18 protein-coding genes and 2 pseudogenes are annotated in these 21,319 nt (G+C 65.7%); 11 read left to right on the forward strand and 9 right to left on the reverse strand.

What is annotated here, in order from left to right:
• Positions 1–68 precede the first annotated feature (68 nt).
• Positions 69–710 carry a DUF1007 family protein gene (locus tag LH400_RS19125; protein WP_229154765.1) on the forward strand — a complete coding sequence of 214 codons (642 nt, stop codon included), beginning with the start codon at positions 69–71 and terminating at the stop codon, positions 708–710.
• A 33-nt stretch (positions 711–743) separates the two neighbouring features.
• Here the strand turns inward: LH400_RS19125 and pyk are convergent, their stop codons facing one another.
• The 3 genes from pyk to LH400_RS19140 form a co-directional block, all read right to left on the reverse strand.
• The gene (gene pyk, locus LH400_RS19130; RefSeq protein ID WP_229154766.1) at positions 744–2,180 is read right to left on the reverse strand and encodes a pyruvate kinase; all 1,437 of its coding nucleotides are present in this window, start codon (positions 2,178–2,180) and stop codon (positions 744–746) included.
• A complete protein-coding gene (locus LH400_RS19135; RefSeq protein ID WP_229154871.1) occupies positions 2,177–2,611 on the reverse strand; it encodes a DUF1036 domain-containing protein in 435 nt (144 codons plus the stop codon). The genes pyk and LH400_RS19135 overlap by 4 nt, the downstream gene beginning before the upstream one ends.
• A 98-nt stretch (positions 2,612–2,709) precedes the next feature.
• Positions 2,710–3,618: a DMT family transporter gene (locus LH400_RS19140; protein WP_229154767.1), complete on the reverse strand. Its 909-nt coding sequence runs from the start codon at positions 3,616–3,618 to the stop codon at positions 2,710–2,712.
• 285 nt (positions 3,619–3,903) lie between these two features.
• Between LH400_RS19140 and LH400_RS19145 the strand changes: the two genes are divergently transcribed.
• Together LH400_RS19145 and LH400_RS19150 are read left to right on the forward strand one after the other, a co-directional pair.
• Positions 3,904–4,209, forward strand: a complete 306-nt coding sequence (locus LH400_RS19145; protein ID WP_229154768.1) for a DUF1244 domain-containing protein — start codon at positions 3,904–3,906, stop codon at positions 4,207–4,209.
• A 175-nt stretch (positions 4,210–4,384) separates the two neighbouring features.
• A complete protein-coding gene (locus LH400_RS19150; protein WP_229154769.1) occupies positions 4,385–4,648 on the forward strand; it encodes a DUF2312 domain-containing protein in 264 nt (87 codons plus the stop codon).
• A gap of 185 nt (positions 4,649–4,833) precedes the next feature.
• On the opposite strand, the gene LH400_RS19155 is transcribed toward LH400_RS19150, so the two are convergent.
• From LH400_RS19155 to LH400_RS19165, 3 genes are all read right to left on the reverse strand, one after another.
• Complete coding sequence (locus LH400_RS19155; RefSeq protein ID WP_229154770.1) at positions 4,834–5,262, reverse strand: Ros/MucR family transcriptional regulator; 429 nt, start codon at positions 5,260–5,262, stop codon at positions 4,834–4,836.
• Positions 5,263–6,338: 1,076 nt separating this feature from the next.
• Positions 6,339–8,093, reverse strand: a complete 1,755-nt coding sequence (gene mepK / locus LH400_RS19160; RefSeq protein WP_229154771.1) for a peptidoglycan L,D-endopeptidase MepK — start codon at positions 8,091–8,093, stop codon at positions 6,339–6,341.
• A gap of 433 nt (positions 8,094–8,526) precedes the next feature.
• Positions 8,527–9,999, reverse strand: a complete 1,473-nt coding sequence (locus LH400_RS19165) for a sigma-54-dependent transcriptional regulator (protein ID WP_229154772.1) — start codon at positions 9,997–9,999, stop codon at positions 8,527–8,529.
• A gap of 169 nt (positions 10,000–10,168) precedes the next feature.
• Here LH400_RS19165 and LH400_RS19170 point away from each other — a divergent pair, with 169 nt between their 5' ends.
• Positions 10,169–11,995, forward strand: coding sequence for a M3 family oligoendopeptidase (locus LH400_RS19170; protein WP_229154773.1), 1,827 nt, complete (start codon positions 10,169–10,171; stop codon positions 11,993–11,995).
• A 91-nt stretch (positions 11,996–12,086) separates the two neighbouring features.
• Here the strand turns inward: LH400_RS19170 and LH400_RS19175 are convergent.
• Both LH400_RS19175 and LH400_RS19180 read right to left on the reverse strand, forming a co-directional pair.
• Positions 12,087–12,293: pseudogene (locus LH400_RS19175) on the reverse strand (type II toxin-antitoxin system RelE/ParE family toxin); the annotation flags it as partial.
• An 82-nt stretch (positions 12,294–12,375) separates the two neighbouring features.
• Positions 12,376–12,620, reverse strand: a pseudogene (locus LH400_RS19180) (type II toxin-antitoxin system ParD family antitoxin).
• A 230-nt stretch (positions 12,621–12,850) separates the two neighbouring features.
• Between LH400_RS19180 and LH400_RS19185 the strand changes: the two are divergent.
• From LH400_RS19185 to LH400_RS19215, 7 genes are all read left to right on the forward strand, one after another.
• The gene (locus LH400_RS19185; protein WP_229154774.1) at positions 12,851–14,296 is read left to right on the forward strand and encodes a homospermidine synthase; all 1,446 of its coding nucleotides are present in this window, start codon (positions 12,851–12,853) and stop codon (positions 14,294–14,296) included.
• Positions 14,297–14,504: 208 nt separating this feature from the next.
• A complete protein-coding gene (locus LH400_RS19190; RefSeq protein WP_229154775.1) occupies positions 14,505–14,894 on the forward strand; it encodes a nuclear transport factor 2 family protein in 390 nt (129 codons plus the stop codon).
• Positions 14,895–15,034: 140 nt separating this feature from the next.
• Positions 15,035–15,430, forward strand: coding sequence for an Omp10 family outer membrane lipoprotein (locus LH400_RS19195; protein WP_229154776.1), 396 nt, complete (start codon positions 15,035–15,037; stop codon positions 15,428–15,430).
• Between the two features lie 178 nt (positions 15,431–15,608).
• On the forward strand, positions 15,609–16,670 hold the full coding sequence (gene hemH, locus LH400_RS19200) for a ferrochelatase (RefSeq protein WP_229154777.1): 1,062 nt from the start codon (positions 15,609–15,611) through the stop codon (positions 16,668–16,670).
• Between the two features lie 137 nt (positions 16,671–16,807).
• Positions 16,808–17,818 (forward strand): SPFH domain-containing protein, encoded by a 1,011-nt coding sequence (locus tag LH400_RS19205; RefSeq protein WP_229154778.1) that lies wholly within the window; start codon positions 16,808–16,810, stop codon positions 17,816–17,818.
• The gene (locus LH400_RS19210) at positions 17,815–18,294 is read left to right on the forward strand and encodes an NfeD family protein (protein WP_229154779.1); all 480 of its coding nucleotides are present in this window, start codon (positions 17,815–17,817) and stop codon (positions 18,292–18,294) included. Before LH400_RS19205 ends, LH400_RS19210 begins: the two co-directional genes overlap by 4 nt.
• Before the next feature lie 179 nt (positions 18,295–18,473).
• Positions 18,474–20,297, forward strand: coding sequence for an outer membrane beta-barrel protein (locus LH400_RS19215; protein WP_229154780.1), 1,824 nt, complete (start codon positions 18,474–18,476; stop codon positions 20,295–20,297).
• A gap of 30 nt (positions 20,298–20,327) precedes the next feature.
• Here LH400_RS19215 and galU read toward each other — a convergent pair whose 3' ends face one another.
• Entirely contained in the window at positions 20,328–21,221 is an 894-nt protein-coding gene (gene galU / locus LH400_RS19220) for a UTP--glucose-1-phosphate uridylyltransferase GalU (protein ID WP_229154781.1), read from the reverse strand.
• Positions 21,222–21,319 lie beyond the last annotated feature (98 nt).

The following is a 21,319-nucleotide window of genomic DNA, read 5'->3' on the forward strand; positions in this document are numbered from 1 at the left end:
TTTTGACGGTGAAGATGCGTGGTAGGCGCCGGCGACGGACTTGGGCTGCAGCGCTTCTATGCGCCTCGGTGACCTGCGGAGCCGCACCGGCCTTTGCCCATCCGCATGTCTTCGCCAATGCCGAGATGGAGCTTGTCGGTGACGGCCATGGCCGGCTGATGGTCCTGCGCAACATCTGGCACATGGACGAACTCTTCGCCGCGACCGTCCTTGCCGAGTTCGACGCCAACAAGAACGGCGCGTTCGACGAGGACGAGCTTGCCGCCGTCGCCCGCAAGGTCGGCCAGTCGGTCGCGGACTATTCCTTCTTCACCTTCCTGCGGACCGGCGACCAGGAAGTCGCCCTCGATCCGCCCGCAAGCATGGGCGCGGCCGTTCGCGACGGCCAACTCCTGATCTATTTCGAGATGCCGCTCGTCACCCCGTTCGACGTGACGACCCAGCCGCTCGCCGCCTCGAATTTCGACGAGACCTTCTACGTCGCCTTCGACTATGCGGGCGAGGACAGCTTCGTCCTCAGTGGCTTGCCGGACGCCTGCCGCAAGACGCTCGTCGTGCCGGATGAGGAGGAAGCCGCGCAGAAATGGGCGCAGGACCTTTACCCGGATGCGGAATCGGCGCCGGCCGACGGCGTCGACTACGCCAAGCTTCTGGCCGGGCGGCTGGAGCTCGACTGCACTGCCGCGCCCATGGCAACCGCGAAGCGCTGAGCCGCCACCTCCGGCCGCGATGCGGCGAGGTGGTCAGACCGCGCTGAGACCGTCCGAGCCGATATAGGCGATGCGCAGCATGTTGGTCGCGCCGGGCGTGCGCAGGGGCACGCCGGCGGTGACGATCAGCCGCTCGCCGGCCTTGGCGTAGCCCTGCTCCACTGCGATCCGGCAGGCCCGGTCGACCATGTCGTCGAGATCCTGCGCGTCCTCCGTCACCACGCATTGGAGGCCCCAGACGAGCGACAGGCGGCGGGCCGTCGCCGGCACCGGCGAGAGCGCCAGGATCGGGATCTGCGGCCGCTCCCGCGCGGTGCGCAGCCCGGTGGTGCCGGTCGCCGTATAGGTCACGATCACGGAGACGCCGAGCGTCTCGGCCATCTGGCGGGCGGCCAGCGAGACCGCGTCAGCCCCGGTCGGCTCGGGCGCCGGACGCTGTGCGAAGATGATGCCCGGATAGAGCGGGTCCTTCTCGACCTGCTGGGCAATTCGATCCATCATCGAGACCGCCTCGACCGGATATTGGCCGGCGGCCGATTCGGCCGAGAGCATCACTGCGTCGGCGCCTTCGTAGACGGCGATCGACACGTCCGAGACCTCAGCGCGGGTCGGCACCGGCGCGGTGATCATCGATTCCAGCATCTGTGTGGCGACGACAACCGGCTTGCCGGCCCGGCGGGCGGCGCGGGTGATGCGCTTCTGAATGCCGGGAACCGCCTCCAGCGGCATTTCGACGCCGAGATCGCCGCGCGCCACCATGATGGCGTCGGAAAGCTCGATGATCTCGTCGAGACGCTCGACCGCCTGCGGCTTTTCGATCTTCGACAGGAGCCAGGCCCGGCCCCGCGCGATCTTGCGCGCCTCGGCAAGGTCGTCCGGCCGCTGGATGAAGGACAGCGCCACCCAGTCGACGTTCTCGGCGAGCACCGCGTCGAGGTCGCGGCGGTCCTTCTCGGTGAGCGCGCCGGTGGCGAGCGTCGTGTCCGGCAGGCTGACGCCCTTGCGGTCGGAAATCTTGTCGCCGGCGACGACGCGGCAGGCGATGTGGTGCTTGTCCGTCGAGGTGCAGACGAGCTGCAGCCTTCCGTCGTCGATCAGCAGGCGGTGGCCGACCTCGACCGCTTCGAGGATCTCGGGATGCGGCAGCTGGACGCGCGTGTTGTCGCCCGGCTCGGAACTGTCGTCGAGCGTGAAGGTCTGGCCGATCTCGAGCGAGACCTTGCCCTCGGCGAACTTGCCGACCCGCAGCTTCGGTCCCTGCAGATCCGCCAGGATGCCGATCGGGCGCCCGACCGCGGCCTCGACATTGCGGATGCGCTGGACGAGCTCGCGCATGAGGTCGTGGTCGGCATGGCTCATATTGATGCGGAACACGTCCGCGCCCGCCTCGTGCAGGTGTTTGATCATCTCCTCGGAGGACGAGGCCGGTCCGAGCGTTGCGAGGATCTTGACCCTGCGATTGCGTTTCATTGTGCCCCCGTGGCGTCGCTGCGCGGCGCTTCCGTCAGTTGAACCATCCAGCTCGCCTGCTCGCCCGTGTCGTACTCCCGGAAGCCCATCTTCTGATAGCCCCGCTTGAAGCAGTCCTTGACGCCGACGATCTTGAACTCGTTTTCCGCGATGCAGAGGTTGACCTGCCCGGCCCAGCGGCCCTTGCCGTCCGCATCCTCGGCGTAGAGGTAGTAGTATCGCGAGGAGAGCGGGCCTTCGATGATCGACTTGCAGGTGGTCGCCGGTATGCGCCACCAGCCTTCCGTCGTCCACCCCGCCTCGGCCCGATAGCCGATCGCGACGCCGACCAGCGACTGGGTGCCGTTGCAGACGCGAAAGTCGGCTTTGGCCGCATGAGCCACGAACGGTGCGGCGAAGATCGTCGCGCCGCCGGCAAGCATCACGGCCATGGCCGCCTGTCGGAGCCCTCGCATGGATAGCGATATCATGATGTCGTCCTCGATAGGCGGGTTTAGAGCCCTTCAATTTTACACAGGCCGTCCGGCTGTCAACGATCGGGCGACATTTCTCGCGCCGCGCCGCCCGGTTCGACTGCGGCGCGTCTCGGACGGGCCAGGAATATCCCGGCGAGAATGAGGCAGCCGCCGGCGACTTCGGTCCAGCCTGGGCGCTCGCCGGCGAAAATCCAGCCGAAGATCGCGGCGGCGACGGCCTCGACGAAGATGACCAGCGAGGAGAAAGAGGCGGAGAGAACGCCGAGGGCGATCGACAGGAGTCCCTGCCCGCCGGCATGGCTGACGAGCCCGAGCGCGGCGAGATTGATCGCGCCGGAGGGGCTGCGCGGCAGGAAGCTTTCGCCGGAGATCACGGCCACGACGAGGAGCACGGCCGCCGTCACCACGGTGAGGCTGAGCGTCGTCGCGCCGGCTCCAAGGCCGCGCCGCGCCTCGCGCACCGCCAGGAAATAGAGCCCGAAGAAGAGCGAGGTGACGATGCCGTAGAGATCGCCGAGCGGCGTGCCGGCTCCTGTGCCGCCCGACGACAAGATCAGGAGGGCGGCACCGCACAGACAGACGCCGAGTCCGGCGAAGGTGCGCGGTGCCACGCTCTCGCCGATCGTGAAGCGCGACAGGAGCGCCACCCAGATCGGCGCGAGGCAGGCGAAGAAGGTCGCGTTGGCGATCGTCGTGTGGACGATGGCGAGATGCCAGAAGGTAAGGTCCCCGGCGAAGAAGAGCCCGGCGAGCGCGACCGCCTTCGGACTGGCCCTCTGCGGGCGCCGGCCGGCGCTGCGGCCCTCCAAGAGCATCCAGAGATAAAGCAGAGGCAGCGAGGTGAAGGCGCGCCAGAAGGCGCTGGCGAAGGGGCCGACCTCGGCATTGCGCACGAAGACGGGGGAGATCGCCATCGCCATCGCCCCGAGCACGAGGACGACGAGCGCTGCGCCAGCGCTCATTGCCAGAGCGCCATCATTCGACGGGGGTCTCAATGAGGAACGCAATGGCGGCAGAACCCAGAGACAGGCGCGAATCAGCTCGGCCCGTTACCGCAAGGCCTACCGTATCGGCCGGAGAATCAGAATCGCTTTCCGGTCACGGCGCTCTGGGATTCCAGCGAACAGGTGCGCCAGGACCTCCCTGCGCCAGACGCCGGCTTGATGGAACCCGCCTCCGAGCCGATATCGGGGAGACGCCGGCAGACCGTTTTGGCCGGCACTCAGGAAATCGGGAAGGAGAGCGTCATGGCGCCCATGTCAGACCAGCAACGCCTGGAATTCGAAGCGGCGGCGTTCCGGCGGCTGCGCGACCATCTGCGCGAACGCACGGATGTCCAGAATATCGACCTGATGAACCTTGCCGGCTTTTGCCGCAACTGCCTGTCGAACTGGTATCGCGAGGCGGCGGAAACGAATGGCGTCGAGATCGGAAAGGACGAGGCTCGCGAGATCGTCTACGGCATGCCCTACGAGGAGTGGCGCGCGAAGCACCAGCGCGAAGCCTCGAAGGAAAGCCAGGCGGCTTTCTCGGCATCGCGTCCAGACCACTGAGCGGCTGAACTATATCCGCGGCGCCGTGGTTTTGCCTCGATCCGTCCCGCCGGACGGCTCCCGGACCACACCAACTCGCCGGCAGATCGTGCCGATCGGGAAATTGTTCAACGAATCACCCGGGTCTGCTAGGTCGCCCCATCTGCCCGAATGTTTCAAATGATGGAGACCGGACATGTCCGATGTGGATGGTGTTGCCCAAGACCAGTTGCGCTCCTTTGTCGAGCGCATCGAGCGGCTGGAGGAAGAGAAGAAGACGATCGCGGACGACATCAAGGACGTCTACGCTGAAGCCAAGGGCAATGGCTTCGACACCAAGGTGCTGCGCCGGGTCATCTCCCTGCGCAAGCAGGACCAGAACGAGCGGCAGGAGCAGGAGGCGATCCTCGACCTCTATCTGCAAGCGCTCGGGATGATGGCCGACCTGCCCAGGGACTGACCCTGCGGCCGGAAAACAGGCTGTCCTGGCTCGGAGAACGACAGGCGGGTATGCAGGACGTTGCGGACGGCCCAGCCCGAACGCCTTCTTGTGGCAAAAAAGCCCGGCGGGATTTCCCGACGGGCTTTTTCTGTTAGTGGCCGGCATACCTCATCCGGGGCGCGGCCGCAGATGTGACGGTCCGCTTAGCGGCCGCCGCGACGGCGCTTGTGGCCGAGGCCCATCTGCTTGGCGAGACGCGAACGCGCAGCCGCGTAGTTCGGCGCGACCATCGGATAGTCCGGCGCCAGATCCCACTTCTCCCGGTACTCTTCCGGCGTGAGGTTATAGTGGGTCATCAGGTGCCGCTTCAGCGACTTGAACTTCTTGCCGTCCTCGAGACAGATGATGTAGTCATCCGTCACCGACTTCTTGACCGGCACGGCCGGCTTCGGCTTTTCGGCCTGCGGCGCCTGCGGAACGCTGGTCGTACGGCCGAGAGCGCCGTATACATCCGCGATCAGGCCCGGCAGCTCGGAAACCGGCAGCGAATTGTTGCTGACATAGGCCGCGACCACTTCAGCGGTCAGCTCCATCAGCATTTCATTGTTATCAATGGTTTCGATCTGATCCATCTTTCACCCCAACACAAAGCGTCAGCAGCAGGCGAAGGTTGTCCCGCAGGATGATCCGCCATCAATGGACTGACGCTGCTTCGAGAACGGCCGAGCGACAAACTTTCAGTCGAGGCCCTCGTTCACCCTGTATTTAGACCGATATACTTGTTGTCAAGGCTTTTGTTGTGAATTCCAAGCAATCTTTGCCCAACCGACAGCCGGAATGTAATCACTTCTATCCATCAACCAGCCGTATTAGCCGGCCGTCCAACTCGTCAAGTGTTGGCGTAAACCTTTGCGCGCATAGCTAAGTTGCAACTTGAGCGGGCTCGGACGGAACGCGGGTGAACAGTTTGTTCGAAGTTCCGCGCCTGAAATCACAGTGCGTTTATCAACAGGTATAACGTTTCCTCTTGTTACAGATCACTCGGGAGACAAGGATCCGCGCTCCCTTTCGCCACGATTGAAGCATTGATTTCGAACGAAGTTTTCGCATGGGCGAAACCCGGCGGGAGTCGCAAGCACCCATCGACGGCCGGTCGTCTCGGACAGGCGGGCGGACCATGCGTCAGGACGTGGCGGCAGAGAGGCGACCACTCGCCAAAGGCGATCTCGGACTCTCCGCTTGGCTGTGTCGGCCGAACGAGACTCGCAGGGGATATCGGCCGCCCGACGGCCGGTGCGGCGCGTCATCGGTGCCGTTTCTGCAACCGATGGTGATGTCAAATCGCGCGCCGTCTCAGCCGGACATGGCACGCCGAGCGGACGTCGAGGCTGGACGCGAAATCGTATCGCCCAGTCTTTTCCATAGGGTCGGGGCTGTTCGGCAAACCGTCCGTCCGACCCTGCGGCGATTCGCCAGGGCCATCGACGAACCTTCCAGGACAGCCTGCCCGATCGCGGAATGCCGGCGCGGCAAGGGTAGCGCCTCACGGCTAGAGGCAGAGACCTTAGTCCGCCTGCTTGGCGCCACCGCAGCTTGCCTGCTTGTCGGCCACCGCAGACCGCCGCTTGGAAAGAGCCCGCCCCCGAAACGAAGTCGGCCCCGGATCACTTGAGACCCGGGGCCGATCAAGACATGCGTTAGTGTTCGGTCAGGGCCGCAGCTTCACCACCGGCGCGAAGCTGACGGCCGAGCCGGAGAAGCGGCCGGTCTTGCCGGTATCGTGATCCGCCGCGAAGCCGCGCGCGAGAAGCTCCCGCGGCATCCGGCCGACGAGCGCCGATGCGCTCCGCTCCGGTGTGGTGATCGACTCCGCGCGATCGCCGGGATCGGTGATGAGGACGGCAACCTCGATCCGCGAGGCGATCGCCTCCTGCGCGTCGATGACGACCGGCTGGGCCGGTGCCTGCGGCCCGACGGTGAGAACGCGGCCGCCCTTCGTCGCCACGACGACCTTCCGTTCGGCCGCGCCCTTTGCGGCAGCGGCCCTCGGGGCAGGCTTTGTGCGCTCGAAGGAGGCCGGCGACATCACGGAGGCGACGGCGGCGCGGGACACGGCCGATGCGGCGAGTTCTCGTTTCGGTCCGGCGATCTCGCGCTCGACCGGGCTCTTCACGGCCGGGCGAGGCTGCGGGATGGCGTCCGCGACGAGTATCTTGGTGCCAGACGTCTGCGACTGCCGGGCCGCGTCCTTCAGGACGCTGTCGAAGGGCGGGCGGTCGGTCGGCGTCGGGACGGCGTAGGCCAGCTGCGAGCCGCTGGCGACCTCCGACCGCTGGTCTTCCAGCGCGGCGACCAGTCTGCCCAGTTCGTCCGACGCTGCGGAGTCCGAGTCTGCCGGCTCGCTCGCGGTGGCCACTGCCACAGAGGCGGTCGTCTCGCGGCTGGGTGCGAAGGTCGGAACCGGGACTCGGGCGATCTCGAGCGCCGCGACCTCGGTCTCGCGCCCGGCGGCTGCCGGAGCGCCCGTGTCGAACTCGTCGCGGAGCGGCACGGCGACCGGCGTTGTTTCCTGCCGTGTCGGGCGGGACTGCGGAATGGCGGCGTCCGCAACGGCCACGGGCGCAGGCACCGCCCGCGCCGGAGCCGACGGCGCGCTGTCGTCGGCTGCCTCGGCCGCGTCGTCGGCCTCGTCCGCCGTGTCGTTTCCGCCGCCGAAGAGCATGGCGATCAGTGACTTGCCGCCGCCGGAGGACGACGAGCCGGCATTGGCGACCTGGATTTCGGACTGCGAACGCCGCGACTTGTAGTCGGCGAGAGCCTGCTGGTAGCCGGGCAGCGGACGCCCATCCGAGGGCACGTGAACCGTGTGGCCGTTCGGGAAGACGGCGAGCAGTTCCTTGCGGCTCATGCGCGGCCAATGGCGGGCATTGCCGATGTCGAAATGCACGAAGGGTGAGCCGGAGCGCGGATAATAGCCGACGCCGCCGACCTGCATCTTCAGGCCGATCTCGCGCATCCTCTTGAGCGGCACGCCGGGAATGTAGAAGTCGAGAGCGCGGCCCAGCGTGTGCTGGCTCTTCTTGGCGACGCCCGAAGAGCGCGAACGCAGCATGGAGTTGGTGCTGGGCGAACGATAGCCGCAGATGACCTGAATGTAGCCGTTCGAGCCGGACTGCTGATAGGCCTCCCAGATCAGGTCGAGCAGGCGCGGGTCCATTGTCACCGACTGGTTCTTCCGCCAGTCGCGCAGGATCCAGTTGATCTTCTTCAGCTGATCGGAATCGTATCGACCGCCCGCCTTGTAGGTGAAGGATCCCTTCTCGTGCGTGTGAAGGTTATAGAACTTCAGGACGCGGGTCTCGGCCCGCGCAGCCGAGGCGACGCCCAGCGCGAACAAGGACAGGATGATTATCGCGGCGGCGCGCCAGCCGGAGCTGCCGGCACGGGCGGTGAGTCCGTACATGCGGTTCTATCCCCCTTCGATCCCATCGCCCGCCCCCGTCTTCCCTCGGGGCTGCGACGCTCAATCGACGATTAGTATGTCATCACTTTTCCCCAAACTGCGGCATCACGATGACACCAGGGGCACATTCTTGCCGATTGTCGAGAAAAACCGTTAACGGTGCATTAAGGCTACTGCCGGAAAGACGAGGCTTGGTCCTGAGGAAGGCCGCTTACCTACCGGATGGAATCCCAAGTCTTTCAATTGCGACGCGCGGCACGATGCTCGCCCGGGAGCGGGCTCAACCCGGGGCGGTGACCAGAGTGGTGGGTTGAATGGCGGAGCGTCGGCCGACAAACCGATGTAGCTTCTCGAACGCCTCTCTTTGTGAGCATATCGGGTTCGTCGTATCGGGGTTTATCGAGAATCGGTTCCGGCCTTCCGGTCCGACGCCCTAATCGTCACCGATCTTGTATTCGCGCATCTTTCTGTAGAGCGTCGAACGGCCGATCCCGAGCCGCCGCGCGATCTCGCTCATGCGACCGTTATACTGCGTCACCGCAAGGCGGATGAGATCGGCCTCGATGTCGACGATTCGGCGGATCTGGCCGTTCTCGTCGCGCAGCGGAACCCTGCCGCCTTCGCCGCCCTCGGTCCGACCGTCGTCCTGGTGGGGCTCGTGGATCTGCCGCTCGACCGCCGGAGACGGGGCGGCGACCGCGTTCGGGCCGACCCGCTCACCTCCCGCCTCGATCAGGGCGAGGATCTGCGGGAAATCCGCCACGTCGAGCAGCTCGCTCTCGCCGAGGACCACGGCGCGGTGGATGACGTTCTCCAGCTGACGGATATTTCCCGGCCAGTCGTATCGCTCGATGAGGTCGAGCGCCCCCTCGCCGAGCCGGCGCACCGGCGTCTGCTTCTCCACGCGGATCCAGCGATCGAGGAAGCACTCGGCCAGGCGGCGGATCTCCTCGCGCCGCTCGCGCAGCGGCGGCACCGTGAGGTCGAACGCGTTCAGGCGATAGTAGAGGTCCTCGCGAAAGCGGCCGGCCGCGACGGCGGCGGCGAGGTCGCGATTGGTGGCCGAGATGACGCGGGCATCGGTCTTGACCGGCGTCCTGCCCCCGACCGGATCGATCTCGCCCTCCTGCAGCACCCGCAACAGCTTGACCTGAGCGCTCGGCGCGAGTTCCCCGACCTCGTCGAGGAACAGCGTTCCGCCGTCGGCTTCCAGGAACTTCCCCTCATGGCTCTGCGTGGCGTCGGTGAAGGCGCCCTTGGCGTGGCCGAAGAGGATGCTCTCGACGAGCTCGCCCGGCAGGGCGCCGCAATTGACCGCGACGAAGGGCTTGGACGAGCGGTCGCTGGCGGCCTGGATTGCCCGCGCCAGCCACTCCTTGCCGACCCCGGTTTCGCCCTCGATCAGGATCGGGATGTTCGAGAGCGCCGCCTTGGCCGCCTTGGCAAGGACCGACCGCATGGAGGGCGACGCCCTGACGTCGCCGAGGGCCGAGCCCCGCGACGAACCGGCCCCGGCGGCGGGCCGTGCCGCGGAGCGCATCCGCACCGCGTTGCTGAGCGTCAGCCGCAGCCGGTCCGGCGCGACGGGCTTGACCACGAAATCGAAGGCGCCCGCCCGCATTGCCTCGACGACCGTGTCGATCGATCCCTTCGCCGTCTGCACCACGATCGGAATGTCGAGGCGATTGCGCCGCATCTCGGCCATCACCTCCATCCCGCTCTTGTCAGGCATCATCAGGTCGAGCACCACTGCGGCGATCTGACCGGCATCGCGGCCGGACAGCGCGTCGAGCGCCGCGCGGCCGCCGTCGCAATGCAAAGGCCTCAGCCCCATCCTGGCGACATGGGCATCGAGCAGACGTCGTTGTATAGGATCGTCGTCGACGATCAGAACGATCTGGGTCATTTACGCCTCCAGTCTCGTCTTGGTGCGAGAATGACCCACTTTGGCACGGCCGGATAAAGTTGGACTGAACGAGCAGGGACAATGACTTGCGATAAATTTCAGTCACATTTGAATTGAATTGGACGTCTTCGAAGAGACGTGCCCGCCCATTGAAGAAGAGACCGATCCCATGCAGCTTCCCCCTCCGTCGCCCCGCTCCGCCGCCGAAGCCGCAGCCGCGGACTCCGGCCCGCTGCCGGAGTGGAACCTTGCCGATCTCTATCCGGCAATGGACAGTCCGGAACTCTCCGCCGATCTCGACGAGGCGCGGCGCAAGGCTGCGGCCTTCCAGGACGGCTGGCGTGGCCGCCTGACTGAGACGGCGCGCTCGGCGCCGGGCGACCTTGCCGCGGCGATCGGTGAATATGAGGGGTTGGAGGAGCTTCTCGGCCGGATCATCTCCTATGCGGGCCTCGTCTATTCCGGCGACACCTCCGATCCGGTCCGGGCGAAGTTCTACGGCGACATCCAGTCCGTGGTGACAGACATTTCTTCGCGGCTCCTGTTCTTCACGCTGGAGCTCAACCGCATCGACGACGCCGACATGGATGCGGCCATGGCCGCCGAGCCGAAGCTCGCCCATTACCGCCCGTGGATCGTCGACCTCAGGATGGACAAGCCGTTCCAGCTCGAGGACCGGGTCGAGGAGCTGTTCCATGAAAAGGCCGTCACCGGCCGGGGCGCCTGGAACCGGCTGTTCGACGAGACGCTGACCTCGCTGCGCTTCACCGTCGACGGCGACGACATGACGCTGGAAGCGGCGCTGAACGTCCTGCAGGACCCTGAGCGGGAGAAGCGGCGCAAGGCCGCGAGTGCGCTTGCCAACACCTTCAGCCAGAACCTTCGGGTCTTCACGCTGATTACCAACACGCTCGCCAAGGACAAGGAGATCTCCGACCGCTGGCGCGGCTTTTCCGATGTCGCCGATTCGCGCCACCTCGCCAACCGGGTCGAGCGGCAGGTGGTCGACGCTCTGGCGAGCGCGGTCAACGAAGCCTATCCGCGCATCTCCCACCGCTATTACGCCATGAAGGCGAAGTGGCTCGGCCTCGACAAGCTGGAATACTGGGACCGCAACGCCCCGCTGCCGGATGCGCGCCGGCGCGACATCGGCTGGGACGAGGCGCGCCGCACGGTGCTCTCGGCCTATTCGGGCTTTGCGCCGGAAATGGCGGAGATCGCCGAGCGCTTCTTCGTCAACGACTGGATCGACGCGGCCATCCGGCCGGGCAAGTCGCCGGGCGCCTTCGCCCATCCGACCGTGCCGAGCGTCCATCCCTATGTGCTGCTCAACTATATGGGCAAGCCGCGCGACGTGATGACGCTCGCCCACGAGCTCGGCCACGGCGTCCATCAGGTGCTGGCCGGACGGCAGGGCGCGCTGATGGCGGCGACCCCGCTGACGCTCGCCGAGACCGCCTCGGTCTTCGGTGAGATGCTGACCTTCCGTTCGCTGCTCGACCAGGCCAAGACCGACGCCGAGCGCAAGACCCTCCTCGCCTCCAAGGTCGAGGACATGATCAACACGGTGGTCCGGCAGATCGCCTTCTACGAATTCGAGCGGGCGCTCCACACCGAACGGCGCAAGGGCGAACTGACGACCGAACAGATCGGCGAGATCTGGCTGGAGGTCCAAAGGGCGAGCCTTGGACCGGCGATCCGGCTCGGTGACGGCTACGAGACATACTGGACCTATGTCCCGCACTTCATCCACTCGCCGTTCTACGTCTATGCCTATGCCTTCGGCGACTGCCTGGTGAACTCGCTCTATGCCGTCTACCGGAATTCCGAGACGGGCTTCCAGGAGAAGTATTTCGAGATGCTGAAGGCCGGCGGCACCAAGCACCATACCGAACTCTTGAAACCGTTCGGCCTCGACGCGTCCGATCCGGCCTTCTGGTCGAAGGGCCTCGCGATGATCTCCGGCTTCATCGACGAGTTGGAGGCGATGGGCTGAGGCGACAGCGGTCGCCGAAACCTCTGTCTTCCTGCACTCTCGCCAAACGATGGGCCGAGTGCAGGGAGCGAGGCGACGGTCTTCGCGGCGCCTACAAGTGAAGGTCGACGTCCATCCGCTCGTGCAGAATGCGGATGACGTCGATCCAGGCGCCGTCTTGTCGATAGAAGATGATGTGCGAACCCACGCCGAGTTTCAGATAACCCTGCCTTTCGGGCACGCGCCGCCCTCTCGCGCGCCCAGCCGAAAAGCTTTCACAAGCGGCCGTGATCGAACGATAGTATCTACCCGCCTGGGCTTCAGACCATTGCTACAGCGTATAAAGCCAGATGGCTTCGAGATCCGATCGAGCTGGCGGCGAAAGGCGATAACCGCCCGATTCAGCCACCGTGTCTGGCTTTCACCTCGACGAGAAAGGCCTCACCGTCGAAGTGGGTGGGCTCGCCGGAGCTTTCGCCCGCGATGAGCGCGTCTTGCAACGCCGCAACTCTCGCCTCGTGCTCTTGAAGAAGCAGCAGGCCGGCTCGGACCACGTCACCCGGAGTGCCGTGACGTCCAGTCGTGACCTGACACCCACGAAATCCGAGAGCCGATCGTCGAGGACGACGGAAATGTCCTTCTCCACTATTCCTCGCTCCCCTTCCACGAATGCGTCATGAACAGGATATAAGTCCCTCGTCCAAAGGGCCATACCGTCTCGCGGCCATGATGCCCGTGCGCGGGGGAGATAGGGCTCGCCGGACAAGATCGCGCGCCCTCCCCCTTTCAAAGGGGCGCGAAACCGTCTAGCGCCACGCGGGAAGTTCGGCGCCCGACGGCGCCATAGGACGCCAAGCCTTCCGAAGGAGTGGGACCATGGCCACTGACAACCATCCGATCCACGGCAAGATCACCGGCCCGATCGTCATGATCGGCTTCGGCTCGATCGGACGCGGCACGCTGCCGCTGATCGAGCGGCATTTCGAATACGACAAGGACCGCTTCACCGTGGTCGATCCCGACGACAGCCACCGCCAGATGCTCGACGAGCGCGGCATCAAATTCGTCAAGGAAGCGGTGACGCGCAAGAACTACGAGACGCTGCTGAAGCCGCTCCTCACCGAGGGCGGCGGCCAGGGTTTCTGCGTGAACCTCTCCGTCGACACGTCCTCGCTCGACCTGATGAAGCTCTGCCGCGAGCTCGGCGTGCTCTACATCGACACAGTGGTCGAGCCCTGGCTGGGCTTCTACTTCGACAAGAACATGTCGAATGCCGAGCGCACGAATTATGCCCTGCGCGAGACCGTCCGCAAGGAGAAGCGCAAGAATCCCGGCGGCACCACGGCCGTCTCCTGCTGCGGCGCCAATCCCGGCATGGTCTCCTGGTTCGTCAAAAAGGCGCTCGTCGACATCGCCCGCGACACCGGCCTCGATTTCGAGGAGCCGACGCAGGACGATCGCGAAGGCTGGGCCAAGCTGATGAAGAAGGTCGGCGTCAAGGGCATCCACATCGCCGAGCGCGATACCCAGCGCGCCAAGAACCCCAAGCCGATGAACGTATTCTGGAACACCTGGTCGGTTGAGGGTTTCCTGTCGGAAGGCATGCAGCCGGCCGAACTCGGCTGGGGAACGCACGAGAAGTGGATGCCGAAGAACGGCAAGACCCACAAGAAGGGCCACCAGTCGGCGATCTATCTGGAGCAGCCGGGCGCCAACACCCGCGTTCGCACCTGGTGCCCGACGCCGGGCCCGCAATACGGCTTCCTGGTGACGCACAACGAGTCGATCTCGATCGCCGACTACTTCACCCATCGCAACAAGGACGACGAGGTCACCTACCGTCCGACCTGCCACTACGCCTACCATCCGGCGAATGATGCGGTCCTGTCGCTGCACGAACTCTTCGGCGCGGCCGGCAAGATCCAGCCGGAGCAGCACGTTCTCGACGAGAACGAGATCGTCGACGGCATCGACGAACTCGGCGTCCTTCTCTACGGCCACGAAAAGAACGCCTATTGGTACGGCTCGCAGCTCTCGATCGAGGAGACGCGCCAGATCGCGCCCTATCAGAACGCCACCGGCCTGCAGGTGACCTCCGCCGTCCTCGCCGGCATGGTCTGGGCAATCGAGAACCCGGAGGCCGGCATCGTCGAGTCCGACGAGATGGACTACAAGCGCTGCCTGGAAGTGCAAACGCCCTATCTCGGCCCGGTCAAGGGCTACTATACCGACTGGACGCCGCTGCGTGACCGGCCGGGACTGTTCCCGGAGGACATCGACGAGAAGGACCCCTGGCAGTTCAAGAACATCCTGGTTCGCTGACGCAGCCAAAGGTCCGGTCCGAGCGGCCGGACCGCCCGCGGCCGCTGGATGCGCCGGACCGGCGGCGCGCCTCCAAAAGGTTGCAACGACTTCGCACGTTCCCAGTTAAAGCTGTGCAAGGCCGGCATCGAGCCGGCTCTGCGAGGAGCGTTACGTCGTGAACTTGGATCGAAAGCGGGCCGTCGTAGAAGACGTGATGGAAGCCGTGATGTCCGGAACCGTCGGCTCCATCGCCCGCCACTTCCTACCGGGCGCCGTGATCTCTCAGCGAAGCAACGCGGCGCTGTCTGACGAACCGTGGTTCGGGCGAATGGAGGGCGAGTTCCGGCTTGCTGGCGAGGCGGAGGCGCGCGCCTTCTTCGAGGAACTTCTCAAGCGCACATCCTATATCTCGTACGAGCTGCGCGGCATCGTCTGCGAGTTCGACGAGGCCGCCAGCCGCTGCGACTGGACGCGGCGCGACGAGGAGAGCGGAACGCTGATTACCGGCACGACGATGTACTGGTTCGGCTTCTCTTCCGACGACAGGATCCGGACGATTGAATCGATCGGCTCGATCCACTCCGTCATTCCCTCCCGGCGGGCTGAAACGGTGTGACTGCGCCGCTTGATTAATCGCCGGTTCACGATAACCGTGGATAACTCTCCTTCCTTCAAGTTCGTCGGACTGTCGCGTTTTGAGACTGATGTGGCAGAGTTCCCGACGACAAATTGCCACTTCTGCGCGGATCGGTCGCAATGCCGCACGCGCGACCTTACTGGGATCTCAGGATGCGCCGGATCGCCGCCCTTCTCCTTCCGCTCGCCCTTTTCGCCGCATGCCAGAGCGGCGGACCCCGCGCCAGCCTCGAACCTGTCCGCCCTCGCGGGATCGAAGGGGCGTGGTCCTCAGTCGGCGGGCCAGTCGCCTATAGGGCGACGTTCAACAACGGCCGTTTCGCTTCCATCGAGACGGCAACCAACGGTCTTCTCGCGAGCGGCACCTATACGGATCTGGGTCCGGGGCAGGTGAACATCCTCTACACCTCGGAGACCACGAAGCAGCAGGTCGCGGCTAACTGCAATCAGGTCGAGCCGAACCGTCTGTCCTGCGCGACCTCCAGCGGCAACCGCTTCGAATTGTCGCGCGCCTGAGCGGCAAGGCGACGCTGCGGGCGCCGGCTGCATTCCATCGGCCGAGAAGGATGCCTATATCGGCGCTTGAGCGCCGGCGCGGCACTGGCCGATGTCGCCCCGCTCGCGCCGTGGCGACGTCTCGCCGCGGCGGATCGGCGGGTCTGTCATCCGCCAAACTCTGATCCGGGATGATGCGATGAATGCCCTCACCAAAACGGTCGCCCAGCGCGCGACCGGCCCCCTCCCCGCCGGTCATCCGACGGTCAGGCAACCGAAGGTGGGCGTGCTCCTGGTCAATCTCGGCACGCCGGACGGCACCGACTTCAAGCCGATGCGCCGCTACCTGAAGGAATTCCTGTCCGACAAGCGCGTCATCGAATGGCCGCGCGCGGCCTGGTATCCGATCCTCTACGGCATCGTCCTCAACACACGGCCGAAGAAATCCGGGGCCGCCTATGCGCAGATCTGGAACACCGAAAAGAACGAGTCGCCGCTGCGGACCTTCACCCGCGCGCAAGGCGAGAAACTCGCCCTTCGCCTCGCCGGCCACGGCGAAATCGTCGTCGACTGGGCGATGCGCTACGGCCAGCCCTCGATCGCCGAGCGTGCCGATTTCCTGATGAACGAGGGCTGCGAGCGGATCCTCGTCTTCCCGCTCTATCCGCAGTATTCGGCGTCCACCACGGCGACCGTGAACGACAAGTTCTTCGAGCACATGATGAGCAAGCGGTGGATGCCGGCGGTGCGCACGGTGCCGCCCTATCACGACGAGCCGGTCTATATCGACGCGCTCGCCCGCTCGATCGAGACCCATCTCGAAACGCTGGATTTCGAGCCGGAGCGGGTGATCTGCTCATACCACGGCATCCCGCAGAGCTATTTCCGGAAGGGCGATCCCTATCACTGCCATTGCCAGAAGACCTCGCGTCTTCTGGAGGAGCGGCTCGGCTGGGAAAAGGGCCGGCTGATGACGACCTTCCAGTCGCGCTTCGGACCGGAAGAATGGCTGCAGCCTTATACCGACAAGACCGTCGAGGCGCTGCCGAAGGAAGGCGTCAAGAAGATCGCGATCCTCAATCCCGGCTTCGTCTCCGACTGTCTGGAGACGCTGGAGGAGATCGCGGGCGAGGCCGGCGAGATCTTCCACGAGGCGGGCGGCGAGAAGTTCAGCCACATTCCGTGCCTCAACGATTCCGAGCCGGGGATGGACGTCATCGAGGCAATGGTCCGGCGGGAGCTGCGGGGCTGGATCGAGTGAGTCTGCGCCCAGCGCATTCCGCCGCAGGCCGGCGAATTCCCCGTCCGGCGGCTTGCGTGAGCATCACCCCGCCGCAATAGTTCCTGCGCTTTCCACTGAGCCAGTGTCGCAATGTCTGCGGACGAAGAGGAAGAGATATGCTGTCGGCTACCGGTATCCTGATCCTTGTCGTCCTGTTCTTCGCGATCGTCACGCTGTTTTCGACGATCAAGATCGTCCCGCAGGGATACAACTACACCGTCGAGAATTTCGGCAGATACACACGCACCCTCACCCCCGGGCTCAACATCCTGTTCCCGTTCGTCGAGCGCGTCGGACGCAAGATCAACATGATGGAGCAGGTGCTCGATGTGCCGACGCAGGAGGTGATCACCCGCGACAACGCCTCGGTCGCCGCCGACGGTGTCGCATTCTACCAGATCCTCGACGCAGCGGCGGCGGCCTACGAGGTCTCCGGCCTCGACAACGCCATCCTCAACCTCGTCATGACCAATCTGAGGTCGGTGATGGGATCGATGGATCTCGACGACCTCCTGTCCAACCGCGACACGATCTCGGAGCGGATCCTCAGGGTCGTCGACCAGGCCTCGCACTCCTGGGGCATCAAGATCACCCGGATCGAGATCAAGGACATCAACCCGCCGAAGAACCTCGTCGACGCCATGGCCCGGCAGATGATGGCCGAGCGCGAGAAGCGCGCCGACATTCTCGAGGCCGAGGGCTCGCGCAATGCCGCGATCCTACGGGCCGAGGGCGAGAAGCAGAGCCAGATCCTGCAGGCCGAGGGCAAGCGCGAGGCCGCCTATCGGGAGGCCGAGGCGCGCGAGCGGCTGGCCGAGGCCGAGGCGACCGCGACGCGACTCGTCTCTGAGGCGATCGCCGCTGGCGACGTCCAGGCGATCAACTATTTCGTGGCCCAGAAGTACACAGAGGCGCTGTCGAAGCTAGCCTCCGCACCGAACCAGCGTGTCATCCTGATGCCGCTCGAGGCAACGTCGCTGGTCGGCTCGATCGCCGGCATCGCCGAACTCGCCAGAGGCGCCTTCGGGCCGGAAGCCGGCGCGCCCAAGCCGTCCGCCCCGCAGCCTTCCGGCACGCGGACGCGCTTCAGCGTGCCGCCGGTGCCGACGGCAGGCGAGGGAAAATGACCGATCTCATCGCGAGTCTCGGCGTTTATGGCTGGTGGATCGCCGGCCTCCTGCTTCTCGTCCTCGAAGCGATCCTGCCCGGCGTCTACCTCCTGTTCTTCGGCATCGCAGCCCTGATCGTCGGCACCAACGTGTTCCTGGTCGGATCCTCCGGCTGGTTCGGCTGGGAGCAGCAGACGATCGCCTTCGTGGTCGTCTCCGCGGTCTGCGTCTTTCTCGGCCGGCACTGGTACGGCTCGAAGAGCGAAACCAATCCCGATGCGCCCTTGAACCGCCGGACGAAGCGGCTCATCGGCAGGGAGGCAAGGCTCTCCGAGGCGATCACCGCCGGACGCGGGCGCATCGCCATCGAGGACGGCTGGTGGAGCGTCGAAGGGCCGGAACTGCCGGTTGGCACCATGGTTCGAATCGTTGGCGCCAACGGCGCCATCCTACGCGTCGAGCCGACCGGCACGACGACGCCCCCGGCCGCCTGACACCCCTCGCCGTGAAGGCCGGCTGACGGCAGTAGGGACGGCCGCCACACGGCTTCGGATCTATCAGACCCGCCGCCGAAACAGCTTCACGCAATTCCCCCGCCTTACCTTCCGCCTCGGAATGTGACGACCCGGCATCGGCCGTGTCGCACGGCTGGAGAAAGTGGAAGCGCCCGATCATGACCCTCTCGCGCCGCGAGCGTCTTTCGGCCGGCGTCGTCGCGGCGCTTCTCGCGCTCGGCCCGGCGGCTGCCACGGGCGCCGGCGCGCAGACGCTGCGCCTGCCGGATCTGCGCACCGAGCGGGACATCACCGATTCGCGCACGCTGACGCAGCAGCGGCGTGAGCCGATGGACAGCAACACGCGGATCCAGGCTCCCCGCCCCCAAGGCGAGCCGAACGCTCCCGATGCCGCAGGCAATGATCTGGCGAATGGTCCCGACGCCCGCGACATGTCTGCGGCGGGACAGGATGACGGTGCCGCGCCGGGCGATGCGCGGTCCGCGCCCAAGCCGCGCAGCTTCGACCTCTTCGCGGGCCCCGAAACCAACCAGCCGGCCGTCCTCGGAGGCAGCGCAACCCCCTCGCCCAATACGCCCTTTCCCGCGACCGGGCGCAGGCAGGGCGCGGATGGCGAGGCGCGGGACGGCAAACCGAAGGATCAGGGATCGAGCCCGTCCCGGCCCGCCAAGCCCGTGCGGCCCGCGGGACCCGCCGGCGGACCGGCCCGGCAGCGGGTAACCGCCAACGGCCTGCCGGCGCAGCCCAACCCGCCGCTTGCCGGCGGCGTCGCCGACGAGACGTCCTCGGCCGACAGCCCGCTTCGCAACGTCCGGCCCACCCAGGCGATCGACCGGATTCTCCGTCCCAGACGCAAGGCCGAGGACCCATTCGGACCGGTCGGCATGCGGGCCGGCAGCTTCATCCTCTATCCGCAGCTCATCCAGACGCTCGGCATCTCGAGCAATCTTGAGGCGAAGGCGCATGGCAAGAGCGGCGTCTTCAGCGAGACGACGGTCTCCGCCCGCCTGATCTCGGACTGGTCCCTCCACCAGGCGGAGATCAACAGCAGCCTCTCCTACCGGCGCAACTTCGCGGGCACCGTCAAGGAAGATCCGTCCGCCGCCATCGACGGCCGGCTGCGGCTCGACCTGTCGCACGACACCGTCGCCACGCTGCGGGGCGCGATCGACTATCAGCGGGAGGACGCGGACGACATCGACGACGGCCTGTCCAGCACGACGCGGGCCGACGTGTTCAGCGGCTCGGCCTCGGCGCAGCTGACCCACACATTCGAGCCCCTGATCCTGTCGGGCACGATCACGGCGGCCCGCAAGAGCTATTCCGGGCTTCCGGGGCAGCGCGCGAGCGACGACTACACCACGCTAACGACGGCCCTGCGGACCGGCTACGATCTCTCGCCGGCGTTGAAGCCCTTCGTCGAGGCGAGCATCGGACGCCGGCTCTTCGACGAGGACTACCGCCTGCCGGACGGCAGTCTCGATCGCGACTCCTGGATCCCGGCCCTGCGCACCGGCGTCGAGCTCTCGCTCACCGAGAAGCTTACCGGCGAGATCGCCGTGGGTTACGCCTGGAACCGACCGGACGACGCCCGCAGCGCGCGGGCCGCGGCTCCGACCATCGACGCCAGCCTGGTCTGGTCGGCGCAGCGGGGGACCGACGTAACGCTGTCGGCCAAGACCACCTTCGAGCCGGAGACGTCCGGACAGTCGACGACGACCACTTATGTCGGTGCGCTCGGCCTGCGCCACGCGCTGACCGCTCGCACCGACCTGACCGCAGCGTTCCGGGCGGAATACAAGGATTCCTCCCTCGCATCGAACGACGAGACGCTGCTGACCGGAGAGGCCGGCTTCACCTATTGGATCAACCGCACCATGGCCGTCACCGGCCTCTACAGCCACCAAGAGGATCTGTCGCAGGTGAAGGACGCGGACTACCGGGTCGACACGATCAGCCTCGGGATCAAACTGCAGCGCTGACGGGCCTCGAGCCGAAGAGCCCGCCTGCGGTCAGTTCCCGTTTGCCGGCTCGACGGTCTTCATCAGCTTTTCGATGTTGCCGATGACCTTCTCGCGGATGTCCGGGCGCCACAGCGCGAAGGCGACGTTCGCCTCGATGAAGCCCTCCTTGGAGCCGCAGTCGAAGGTGCGGCCATGGAAGGGATAGGCCGCGAATTCCTGCTGCTGCATCAGCTTGTACATGCCGTCGGTGAGCTGAATCTCGTTGCCGGCGCCCTTCTCCTGGGTCGACAGGATGTCGAAGATCTCCGGCTGCAGGATGTAGCGGCCTGAGATGTAGTAGTTCGACGGCGCGTCCGCCGGCTTCGGCTTCTCCACCATGCCGGTGACCTTGAAGCCGTTGGCGACGTCCTCGCCCTTGCCGACGATGCCGTATTTGTGGGTCTCGTTCGGATCGCAGGTCTCGACCGAGATGACGTTGCCGCCGGCGTTCTCGTAGAGCCTGACCATTTCGGCGAGGCAGCCACGCTCGGCCTGCATGATCATGTCCGGCAGGAGCAGCGCGAAGGGCTCGTTGCCGACGAGGTCTCTCGCGCACCAGACCGCATGGCCGAGGCCGAGCGGCGCCTGCTGGCGGGTGAAGCTCGCCGTGCCGGCCTTGGGCTGGAGATCGTCGAGAAGCGTGAGCTCGGCTGTCTTGCCGCGCTCGGCGAGCGTATTGGACAATTCGACCTGGATGTCGAAATAGTCCTCGATGACGCCCTTGTTGCGGCCGGTGACGAAGATCAGGTGCTCGATCCCCGCCTCTTTCGCCTCGTCGACCACATACTGGATCACCGGCCGGTCGACGACGGTGAGCATCTCCTTCGGGATCGACTTGGTGGCGGGCAGGAACCGCGTGCCGAGACCGGCGACGGGAAAGACGGCTTTTCTGACTTTTTTCATCGTTCGATATTCCTCGTCACGGCGGGGGAAAACAAGAGGGCAGGAAGAACGGGTATCGCCGATAGGCGACGCCGCATGTGCCGATGCCGCGTTTTCGC

The organism is Jiella soli, from assembly GCF_020615385.1.
GTDB lineage: Bacteria > Pseudomonadota > Alphaproteobacteria > Rhizobiales > Rhizobiaceae > VKMB-3413.

What these genes read in the sequence shown, in the direction of transcription:
- LH400_RS19195 (WP_229154776.1), top strand. Translation starts at nt 15,035, where the DNA reads ATGCCGCACGCGCGACCTTACTGGGATCTCAGGATGCGCCGGATCGCC.
- LH400_RS19135 (WP_229154871.1), bottom strand. Translation starts at nt 2,611, where the DNA reads ATGGCCGTGATGCTTGCCGGCGGCGCGACGATCTTCGCCGCACCGTTC.
- LH400_RS19170 (WP_229154773.1), top strand. Translation starts at nt 10,169, where the DNA reads ATGCAGCTTCCCCCTCCGTCGCCCCGCTCCGCCGCCGAAGCCGCAGCC.
- LH400_RS19150 (WP_229154769.1), top strand. Translation starts at nt 4,385, where the DNA reads ATGTCCGATGTGGATGGTGTTGCCCAAGACCAGTTGCGCTCCTTTGTC.
- LH400_RS19205 (WP_229154778.1), top strand. Translation starts at nt 16,808, where the DNA reads ATGCTGTCGGCTACCGGTATCCTGATCCTTGTCGTCCTGTTCTTCGCG.
- LH400_RS19140 (WP_229154767.1), bottom strand. Translation starts at nt 3,618, where the DNA reads ATGAGCGCTGGCGCAGCGCTCGTCGTCCTCGTGCTCGGGGCGATGGCG.
- LH400_RS19185 (WP_229154774.1), top strand. Translation starts at nt 12,851, where the DNA reads ATGGCCACTGACAACCATCCGATCCACGGCAAGATCACCGGCCCGATC.
- LH400_RS19190 (WP_229154775.1), top strand. Translation starts at nt 14,505, where the DNA reads ATGTCCGGAACCGTCGGCTCCATCGCCCGCCACTTCCTACCGGGCGCC.
- LH400_RS19155 (WP_229154770.1), bottom strand. Translation starts at nt 5,262, where the DNA reads ATGGATCAGATCGAAACCATTGATAACAATGAAATGCTGATGGAGCTG.
- LH400_RS19210 (WP_229154779.1), top strand. Translation starts at nt 17,815, where the DNA reads ATGACCGATCTCATCGCGAGTCTCGGCGTTTATGGCTGGTGGATCGCC.
- galU (WP_229154781.1), bottom strand. Translation starts at nt 21,221, where the DNA reads ATGAAAAAAGTCAGAAAAGCCGTCTTTCCCGTCGCCGGTCTCGGCACG.
- LH400_RS19215 (WP_229154780.1), top strand. Translation starts at nt 18,474, where the DNA reads ATGACCCTCTCGCGCCGCGAGCGTCTTTCGGCCGGCGTCGTCGCGGCG.
- LH400_RS19145 (WP_229154768.1), top strand. Translation starts at nt 3,904, where the DNA reads ATGGCGCCCATGTCAGACCAGCAACGCCTGGAATTCGAAGCGGCGGCG.
- hemH (WP_229154777.1), top strand. Translation starts at nt 15,609, where the DNA reads ATGAATGCCCTCACCAAAACGGTCGCCCAGCGCGCGACCGGCCCCCTC.
- pyk (WP_229154766.1), bottom strand. Translation starts at nt 2,180, where the DNA reads ATGAAACGCAATCGCAGGGTCAAGATCCTCGCAACGCTCGGACCGGCC.
- LH400_RS19165 (WP_229154772.1), bottom strand. Translation starts at nt 9,999, where the DNA reads ATGACCCAGATCGTTCTGATCGTCGACGACGATCCTATACAACGACGT.
- mepK (WP_229154771.1), bottom strand. Translation starts at nt 8,093, where the DNA reads ATGTACGGACTCACCGCCCGTGCCGGCAGCTCCGGCTGGCGCGCCGCC.